Below are 9,275 nucleotides of genomic sequence, written 5' to 3'. Positions count from 1 at the left end.
TTTTTATTAAAGAGCTATTTCGTATTAATTTGTGCCATCATTTAATATGCTATTTTTAAATGATTTCCAAATTTGATGACTAATTATCTAAATTTCTAAATTCTACAAAGCACTATCAATTAAACAATTATTAAATATATCTTCTCTCTAAAACATCGTATTATCATTAGCTGCTTCACTTGGAATCTCTTGAATTACATCCCAGTGTTCGACAATCTTTCCATCCTTGATACGAAATATATCCACTATAGCAACTCCCTTATCTTGAGAATTAGTACGAGAGTGTACATGAAGAGCAACTGTATCCCCTTCAGCTACTACACGTTTAATCTCTGCAGAGGAATTAGGATTTTTAACAAAATCCTCCTTAAAGAAATCCATGAAGGCTTTTCGTCCATCAGCAACAAAAGGATTATGTTGCTTATAATCTTCGCTAACATATTTAGGGATAATATCGATATTATGTTTGTTAAAAACTTCATTATAGAAATCAACTACCATCTTTTTATTCTTTTCATTTTCTTTTACTTCTTTTGATACAGAAGCGACATTTTCACTCTTTATTGAGTTCCCTTTGTTATTACCGTTGGAAGCTTGATATACCAAAGTCGAAACTACTCCTAAAATAAATACAGAAATAATTGCTATGATTAAACTTTTCTCTAATTTCATATATACCTACCTCTTCTACTTAAATAAGTTTTCTTCTATAAAAAGTTTGAAGAAGGAGAAACCTTCCCCAAAATGTAATATCAGGGGTAATGTTAGGAATTTCATTTATCCTAACCTCCCCCTATACAAGGCATATTAGAAACGATTAATTCTAACTTAATACCTCATTAACAGTTGCACTGTCCACAATTTGAATAAACTTCTTAACCTTATCGTTCTCATCAAACTTATAAAGGTGACAAAAATCTGCTACAAATGACTTCCCTGTAGCTTTATATGTTCCACTATATTTTCCATAAACGATAACAGTATTGTTATTAAAAGCATAAATTTCATCTTTAGCGCTATAGTCATCCCATTCTGTGCCAAGACGTTCATGTACGTTTTTCACTACTTCATCTGGACCTATATAAGTACCTGCATATGGAAACCCAGCAGCTTCTGTCCAAGATACATTTTCACTTAAATACGTTTTGAACGCATCCAATTTCCCTTCGCCAGTTAACACATACGTTTCATGTAATAGTTTTTGATATTTATTCATATCATTAACCCCAAGGCATTTCTTTTGTTACAACTTTTGCACTTAATTCTAATACACCTTTATTTGCATAGCCTGGATATGCTGCTTCAAGTTTTGCCACAAAATCTTTTGAAGTTCCACTTTCCTCAGAAGCTTGAACCGCCGTTCTTAGATAATCCATTGTCGCAGTAAGTGCTTGATTATTTAGGGATTTTTCGATTGATCCATGGCTAGGCACAATTATGTCAGCATGTAATGCTTGTAATACTTTCAAGTTCTCAATCCATGCCTCCATATCCGCTTTTGAGCTAGTATCCGCTAAGAATACATGTATTTCGTTAAATACATCGATACCACCAATTAATACTTTTAGTTCTTTATTAAATAGGCTAGTTCTGTAATGATCTAAGCCTACTAGTTCAAATGTTAACCCCTGAAAATCAATCGCTTTTTCTTTAAATACTTGAGGTAATACCACGTTACTTGGTGCATTTTCTCCAAGGACGTCTTTCCAAACTTTTAATTTCCCTAAGACAGAATGAACGATATGTTCAACAGTAGACTCTGTTGCATACGCTATAGCTTCTGGGTAAAAGGCTTTAATGCTCTCTAATCCAAAGTAGTAGTCTGGATCCCCATGAATAATAAAGATTTTATCTAGAGATAAGTTGTTTTTTTTCAAATACTCTACAATTTCTTTCGAATCAGACTGCGTAAATTTTGAGTTTATTAAAAATGCATGTCCTGCTTTCTCAACTAATGTTGCTGTGACCATAAAGCTTTTTTCGTCCGAACTAAACACCGTTAATTTCACATCTTTTTGATTTGTATCGATTGTTTTAAACATAGTATGTTATTCTCCTTTTGTTAAAGTTATTAACTAATCATCATATTTTTATCTTGTTCCGATAAAGTGAAACTTTAATCAGTGGGGGTTTTGTTCATCCCCCACTGATTATTAGTTGAACCAATCGGACTTTTACGGACAGTTGATCCCCCACCTAACTTCTTTGCTTCCACTGAATTTTGAGGTGGGGGTCTTACTGCCCGTTAAAGCGGGATAAAATCTCCCACTCCCATTTATCTGAAAGTGTAATAGTACTAGCGAATATTCCGGAGATGAATGTCAGATGGCCTAAGATAACATGTTTGCTACTATATCCTAAATTTTCTTAATATAAATTTTTAAAACGCGCTTCAATTTTATCCGGTGTCATTACGCCACCACCAATAGGAATAATTTGATTATCCTTTTGTAAAAGTAATGAAGGATAGCTATTAACATCAAGCTGTCGAACTTTATTGAAATCATTTTGGACATCTATTATTGTTTCTTGAGCGTTTAAACGTTCCAATACTTGTTCAGGGTCCAAACCATGCTCGATTGCAATTTTGCGATATGTTTCAGGATCACTCAGACTTTGGCCCTCATAATAAAATGCTTTTTGCATAGCCGAAGTGAATTCTAATAAACGGTCTGGCGCTAATGAGCGTAAAGCTGAAAAGCCAATTGCAGCATCTTTCGAATTCATTTTAAAAGTCCCTTCCTCCACCAATTTTTGATAGGAAGGACCAAATTCAGCACCTGTAAGTTGATTAATTCTTTTATTTCCTTCTTCTATATATGAGAAGTTTTTCATTGGTAAATTATCTAAAAATAGCCCTCCACATAAAACCGTTAATGGTACTTCAGTGTGGTTTTTGTAAAATCCTTTAATACTTTCTGAAAAGCCATAGCACCATCCACAATATGCATCCCATACGTAAATAAGATTATCTTGTTTCGTCTCCATTTAAATCTCCTACCTTTTTTTTATTATCCAGCTCAACTAAATTTTTGGTTTATATAGGTACATCTTTTTATACCTTGTTCTTTTTTAGATACCTTACTATATTTCCCAAAAACTAATATTTCCAAAGAAAGATCCACCAAGGTTTTTAACAAAAGATAACATTGCACCTTATTGCTCCGTAACAGAAAATACTAAAGCTTGGAATATGCATTGATTTGAATGTGTTAGTAACTTTCTACACCGGGTGGCAACGTATGGACCACCATCCTTAATTAAATATATAAATCATATTTTTAGCAGATATTAGTTGTAACTAAATTAATTACATCTTTATGTAACTATTTTAGTTACAACTAATATAGAAGTCAATTCTTTTTTTCGAAAACATTAAATTTCTACATTAATCTACAACCAATCCCACTCTTTAAAAAAATATATCAACGATTATTCGATTATATCGATCGTAACTCCGAATATATCAACGTTTCGACACAACATATCGATTTACCGACAAATTTCGAGCGCGTTATCTCCTAAACTAACAACCAATCCCACATCACGTTCACCTACAAAGAAAAAAAGCACCAGGTCCCCCCGATGCTTTCCCCCACTCTAAAACAAATGACAAGCCACCTGATGCCCCTTCGCAATCTCAACCATCTTCGGTACTTCCTGTGCGCATTTTTCAGTGGCGAATTTGCAGCGCGTTCTGAATTTGCAGCCGGATGGTGAGTTGAGTGGGCTTGGTACTTCTCCTTGCAAAATGATCCGTTCCTTGCCTATGTTTGTTGGATCTGGTTCTGGCATGGATGAGAGTAGTGCTTGTGTGTATGGATGTGCCGGTTTTGTGTATAGGTCTTCGCTGTCGGCAATTTCTACTATGTTTCCTAAGTACATGACCCCGATTCGGTCTGATATGTGTCTTACCATAGATAGGTCATGTGCGATGAATAAGTATGTGACACCTGTTTCTTCTTGTATGTCTTGCAGCATGTTTACGACTTGTGCTTGGACTGAGACATCGAGTGCTGAGATTGGTTCGTCACATAGAATGAAATCTGGTTTTACAGATAGTGCACGCGCGATGCTTATGCGCTGCCTTTGCCCCCCGCTAAATTCGTGCGGGTAGCGATATAAGTGTTCTTCTTTTAAGCCTACCTTTTTCAGAAGATCTAAAATGATTTCTTTTTGTTCTTCTTTTTCGTAAGAGCCGTGAATGTTCATTGGCTCGCTAATAATTTGGAATACGTTCATCGACGGATTTAATGATGCATATGGATCTTGGAAAATAATTTGCATTCGTTTTCTATATTCTTTTAGTTCACTTTCCTTTAAACTTGCGATGTCTGTTCCGTCGAATAAAACGTTACCTGAAGTGACATCGTGCAGGCGAATAATGCTTCTTCCTGTCGTTGATTTTCCGCAGCCCGATTCTCCTACTAACCCGAATGTTTCACCCTTTTTAATTGTGAAGCTTAAGTCATCGACTGCTTTTAATTGTTCCGTTTTTCTGCCCAATAGTCCTTTTTTAATAGGAAAATACTTTTTTAAGTTCCGAACTTCAATTAAGTTTTCTTCATGCATGTGATTCACCTACTGTCTTATCGTTTAACCAGCACATGGAACGTCTTTCGTTTCCAACTTCAAAATATGGCGGACATTCTTTTTCACAAATGTCCATCGCATGCGGGCAACGTTCTGCGAATGGGCATCCTTGTGGCGGGTTTAATAAGTTTGGCGTTACACCTTGAATTGGCGCGAGTCTTTCTTTTACGCCGTTCGATATTTTCGGCAGAGAGTTTAATAACCCTTTCGTATATGGATGATTCGGCGATTGGAAAATATCAAGTACAGGTCCTTCTTCCATAATAAGCCCGCCATACATAACGATAACGCGTGTACAGTTTTGTGCGACTATTCCTAAGTCATGCGTAATAAGAAGTAACGCCATGTTCGTTTCGTTTTTTAAGTTTTTCATTAAATCTAGTATTTGTGCTTGTATCGTTACATCAAGTGCTGTCGTCGGTTCGTCCGCAATGAGAAGGTCTGGGTTACAAGACATCGCCATTGCGATCATAACTCGCTGCTTCATACCCCCGCTTAGTTCATGCGGATATTGTTTCACCCTTTCTTCTGGTGAAGAAAGACCGACTTGTTTTAACAAGTTGACTGCAATTCGCTCTGCTTCTTTCTTTTTCACTTTTTGATGCCGTATAATTACTTCCGTCATTTGCTTTCCAATTTTCACGACTGGATTTAGCGCAGACATTGGATCTTGGGATATAAGTGAAATTTGATTTCCTCTAATAGAACGTAATTCTTTTTCAGATTTAGAAAGGATGTTTTCATTATGAAAAAGGATTTCGCCTTCTTTCACTTTCCCTGGTGATGTAACGAGAGACATAACAGACTTTGCCATCACACTCTTTCCGCTTCCAGATTCCCCAACGATACCAACTACTTCTCCTTTATTTAAACGAAATGTAACGCCGCGAACCGCTTCTACTTCTCCGCTTTCTATGAAAAAAGAAGTCTTTAAATTATTCACTTCTAATAGTTTTTCAGACACGTTTCTCACTCCTTTCACGTAACACTTTAGTTTTCATTTCCAGCTCCTTTTGGCGCGAATGCTTTCTTCAATGCTTCACCAATTACATTAAAACTAAGTACCGTTAAAAGGATAAGGAATCCTGGGAAGAGCGTTAAATACCAAGCTTCACCTATGTATCCTTGCGCATTGTTTAGCATACTGCCCCAAGAAGAATCTGGTTCTCTAATACCTAACCCTAAGAAGCTAAGTGATGATTCCATTAAAATCGATGTCGCAATTGTTAATGTCGCGGCGATAATAATGGTTGATAAAATGTTTGGAATGATATGTCTTACAATAATTGTGAGTGATTTTTGTCCTGATACTTTTGCATATAAAACGTACTCACGTTCTTTCACAGATAGCGTTTCTGCCCTTACAATACGAGCGGTGTCCATCCATGTTAGTAATCCAATAATAAGAACTAACGTCGTAATCCCTGGTTTTAAATAAGCATTTAATAACAGCATTAAGAAGAATGATGGAATGGACATAAGTACTTCAACAATTCGCATTAAGAAGTTGTCTAACTTTCCGCCAAAATATCCGCTAATTGTTCCGACTGCGGTTCCGATTGTAATAGAAACAACCATCGCTAGAAAACCGACCGCAAGTGAAACTCTTCCGCCATATAATGCCCTCGTTAAGTAATCCCTTCCGTAATCATCCGTGCCGAAAGGATGACTCATACTCGGTTCTTGTAAGCGATCTGGAATCGACATTTTGCTAGGATCGTATGGCGATACGAATGCAAAAATCGATGCAATTGTTAAAACCGCAAGGATAATCACTCCCATTAGTACAAACTTATTTTTCGTAAAACTACTTTTTATCGTTTGAAATCTCCTATTATTCATTCCAAATCACCCCCTCATTCGAATGCGCGGATCTACTACGCCATATAAAATATCAGCAATTAAATTACCGAGAATTAACATGAATGATGATAGTAATGTAATTGCCATAATAATTGGATAATCAAATCTAAAAATAGCATTTACCCCAAGTGAACCAAGTCCCGGCCATGAGAATACTGTTTCCGTAATAAACGCTCCGCCTACTAAACTCGGAATAGATAATCCGAAAATCGTGATAATCGGTATTAATACATTTCGAAGTACGTGATTAAATAAAACGGTTTTCTTTGAAGCACCGTACGCATATTGAATTTGTACATAGTCTTCTTCTAATTGCTGGATTGTACTTGAGCGAATATATCTCATATAAACAGAAACGTTTTGGAACGCAAGCACCATGCAAGGTAAAATGCCGTGCTGCACAATATCCCAGACGGAATCTTGACCGACTGTACGCATACCCATACTCGGAAGAAGGTTCAACTTTAAAGAGAATAAGTAAATTAATAGTAAAGCGAACCAAAAGACTGGCATGGAGATTCCCACATAAGAGATAAAGTTTACAACGCGATCAAAGATAGAATTCTTTTTCACACCTGTTAATAGTCCAAGCGGGATTGCGATTACAAATGAGACGAGTAAAGATGATCCCATTAACCCAATTGTCGCAGGTAACCTTTCTACAATAAGATCTAAAACAGGACGATGGTTTTGAAGTGAATAACCAAAGTTCCCTGTTACAATATTTTTCAACCATAAAATATACTGCATATAAATCGGTTGATCGAGCCCTAAACTTGTGCGAATACGCTCGACATCAATTGGACTCATATTCGGCGTGACAAAGTTTCGAACAGGATCGCCCGGTGCTAGTTTTATTAATAGAAAAGAAATAATAGAAATAACAAATAAAAGCGGAATTGCATTTAAAAGCCTCTTCCCAATTACTTTATACACAAACTTCCCCCCTCAAGCTAAAGAAGCTGATTTCCACCAGCTTCTTTACTGTTTGTTTCTTATTTCACTTCATAAATCTTAGATAAATCTTCAAACATTGTGACAGGAATTGCTTTTGCTTCTTTCAATCCATCAAACTTTTTATCTACTGCAATAACTGCTTTCGGATACGCAATTGGTAGATAAGGTAAGTCTTCTCTCGCTGTCTCTTGAATTTTATGGTATAGTTCTGCGCGTTTTGTTTTATCTGTTTCAACTGCAGCTTCTTCCCATAACTTATCGAAATCAGCGTTTTTATAACGCGCATAATTGTATTCAGCATTACTTAAGAATAAGCTCTTATATGAATCTGGCTCAGGTCCCATTATGTAACCACCGAATGTAATATCATATTCTTTATTCTCTTTATCTAAGCCTTTTTCACTTGCTGCACTAGCATCTAATGCATTCAGTTCAACTTCTAAGCCAACTTCTTGTAATTTTTGTTGTGTATAAAGCGCTAAGCTTTCCATAATTTTATTATTCGTTACATACATAACGCGTACTTTTTCTTTATCTTTCACGCCAGCTTTTGCTAATAAATCTTTCGCTTCTTTCTTATCATACTTATAATCTTTAATATCTTTTGCATAATACATAGCGTCTGGCGTTAAGATTGAATTTGCTGGTTCTGCAAATTGACTCGAAACGAATGCTGAGTTAATCATTTCTTTCTTATCTAACGCATGCGCAATTGCTTGGCGCACTTCTTTTTTCTTCATTAGATCTGTATTTTGGTTATAAGATAAGTAGAATAATCTACCTTCAGGGAATGTCACCATTGAGAAGTTCCCTGTACTATCTAATTTCTTAAAGTCTTGCGGCTCAATCATCTTCATGTTGATTTGACCATTTTGCAGTGAAACATTTGCTGTATTACGGTCTTTTACAACGCGGTATACGATAGAGTCTAACTTCGCTTTACCACCTACATAATCATCGAATCGATCTAATGCAACGTACTCATCTGATTTATATTCTTTAAACTTAAATGGACCTGATCCTACAGGCTGTAAGTTTTTCTTACTCTTCGCTAAATCTGCTTCCCCTTCAAATACATGCTTCGGAATTGGGAAGAAATCATTCATTACACCTTCAAAAGATGCACTTACTTGTGGTAAAACGAATTGAGTTGTTAACTCATCTACCTTTTTCACCTCAAGTGGCTTTCCTTTAAAAACAAAGTTTTCACGACTTGAGCTATTTTGTTTCTCATCTAAAATAGATTGGAATGTAAACGCAATATCGTCTGATGTAATTTTCTTACCATCATGCCATTTCAAATTATCCTTTAGTTTTAAAGTCCATGTTAATTGATCCTCTGAAGGCGTAAAGCTCTCAGCAAGAACAAACTTTTTCTTACCGTCTTCCATATGATACAGCGGTGCATATAAAGCTTGCTGCACGGTTAACGACACACGATCATTCGCATAAAGCGGATTCATCGTATCCGGATTATCGCTAACACCAATCGTTAACGTTCCTCCATCTTTCGGAGTCCCTGATTTACTAGTGCCCGCTTGCTTCGAATCTTTTTCCCCTGAACAAGCAGCTAATGCAATAAATAATAGTAGGACAAATGGTAATACAAACAACTTCTTCTTCATATTTCGACCCCTCTCGACTATTTACACCTATAAGAAAACTCGGGATTAATACCAAGTTTTCTTATAGGTTTTAAATTACCACTACCCGTATGTATTGTCAAACTTTTTCGCAAAGGTAGAAAGTTTGTAATCTATTCATGCATTCTTGCGATAAACTATATTTATGCGGAGGGGAAAATAAGTTAGAAAACTAGCAGCCTACAAAAAATCCCTCTTAAATGATTGTTATATAGGATC

At 36.1% G+C, this 9,275-nt stretch carries 9 protein-coding genes; all 9 read right to left on the bottom strand.

The features are described from left to right. Positions 1 to 147 precede the first annotated feature (147 nt). A complete protein-coding gene (locus HMPREF1014_RS16650) occupies positions 148 to 672 on the bottom strand; it encodes a nuclear transport factor 2 family protein (RefSeq protein WP_000764201.1) in 525 nt (174 codons plus the stop codon). 151 nt (positions 673 to 823) lie between these two features. Beyond that, positions 824 to 1,216, bottom strand: a complete 393-nt coding sequence (locus tag HMPREF1014_RS16645; protein WP_001046361.1) for a nuclear transport factor 2 family protein — start codon at positions 1,214 to 1,216, stop codon at positions 824 to 826. 4 nt (positions 1,217 to 1,220) lie between these two features. After that, complete coding sequence (locus tag HMPREF1014_RS16640) at positions 1,221 to 2,042, bottom strand: MBL fold metallo-hydrolase (RefSeq protein ID WP_000477267.1); 822 nt, start codon at positions 2,040 to 2,042, stop codon at positions 1,221 to 1,223. Between the two features lie 325 nt (positions 2,043 to 2,367). Then, positions 2,368 to 2,988 (bottom strand): DsbA family protein, encoded by a 621-nt coding sequence (locus HMPREF1014_RS16635; RefSeq protein ID WP_000448621.1) that lies wholly within the window; start codon positions 2,986 to 2,988, stop codon positions 2,368 to 2,370. A gap of 612 nt (positions 2,989 to 3,600) precedes the next feature. Continuing rightward, positions 3,601 to 4,572, bottom strand: coding sequence for an ABC transporter ATP-binding protein (locus HMPREF1014_RS16630; RefSeq protein WP_000544157.1), 972 nt, complete (start codon positions 4,570 to 4,572; stop codon positions 3,601 to 3,603). Next, positions 4,565 to 5,557, bottom strand: coding sequence for an ABC transporter ATP-binding protein (locus HMPREF1014_RS16625; RefSeq protein ID WP_001291184.1), 993 nt, complete (start codon positions 5,555 to 5,557; stop codon positions 4,565 to 4,567). Before HMPREF1014_RS16625 ends, HMPREF1014_RS16630 begins: the two co-directional genes overlap by 8 nt. 26 nt (positions 5,558 to 5,583) lie before the next feature. Then, the gene (locus tag HMPREF1014_RS16620) at positions 5,584 to 6,435 is read right to left on the bottom strand and encodes an ABC transporter permease (RefSeq protein ID WP_001065306.1); all 852 of its coding nucleotides are present in this window, start codon (positions 6,433 to 6,435) and stop codon (positions 5,584 to 5,586) included. A 6-nt stretch (positions 6,436 to 6,441) separates the two neighbouring features. After that, the gene (locus tag HMPREF1014_RS16615; protein ID WP_000278808.1) at positions 6,442 to 7,392 is read right to left on the bottom strand and encodes an ABC transporter permease; all 951 of its coding nucleotides are present in this window, start codon (positions 7,390 to 7,392) and stop codon (positions 6,442 to 6,444) included. 59 nt (positions 7,393 to 7,451) lie between these two features. Next, on the bottom strand, positions 7,452 to 9,038 hold the full coding sequence (locus tag HMPREF1014_RS16610) for an ABC transporter substrate-binding protein (RefSeq protein WP_000727706.1): 1,587 nt from the start codon (positions 9,036 to 9,038) through the stop codon (positions 7,452 to 7,454). Positions 9,039 to 9,275 lie beyond the last annotated feature (237 nt).

The organism is Bacillus sp. 7_6_55CFAA_CT2 (genome assembly GCF_000238655.1).
Lineage (GTDB): Bacteria > Bacillota > Bacilli > Bacillales > Bacillaceae_G > Bacillus_A > Bacillus_A cereus.
Note: the sequence above shows the minus strand (reverse complement) of the source record. Positions and strands in the feature narration are given on the sequence as shown.

Bases quoted from the DNA above. Each gene is read 5' to 3' on its own strand.
- HMPREF1014_RS16650 (WP_000764201.1), bottom strand. From the start codon at position 672: ATGAAATTAGAGAAAAGTTTAATCATAGCAATTATTTCTGTATTTATT.
- HMPREF1014_RS16645 (WP_001046361.1), bottom strand. From the start codon at position 1,216: ATGAATAAATATCAAAAACTATTACATGAAACGTATGTGTTAACTGGC.
- HMPREF1014_RS16640 (WP_000477267.1), bottom strand. From the start codon at position 2,042: ATGTTTAAAACAATCGATACAAATCAAAAAGATGTGAAATTAACGGTG.
- HMPREF1014_RS16635 (WP_000448621.1), bottom strand. From the start codon at position 2,988: ATGGAGACGAAACAAGATAATCTTATTTACGTATGGGATGCATATTGT.
- HMPREF1014_RS16630 (WP_000544157.1), bottom strand. From the start codon at position 4,572: ATGCATGAAGAAAACTTAATTGAAGTTCGGAACTTAAAAAAGTATTTT.
- HMPREF1014_RS16620 (WP_001065306.1), bottom strand. From the start codon at position 6,435: ATGAATAATAGGAGATTTCAAACGATAAAAAGTAGTTTTACGAAAAAT.
- HMPREF1014_RS16610 (WP_000727706.1), bottom strand. From the start codon at position 9,038: ATGAAGAAGAAGTTGTTTGTATTACCATTTGTCCTACTATTATTTATT.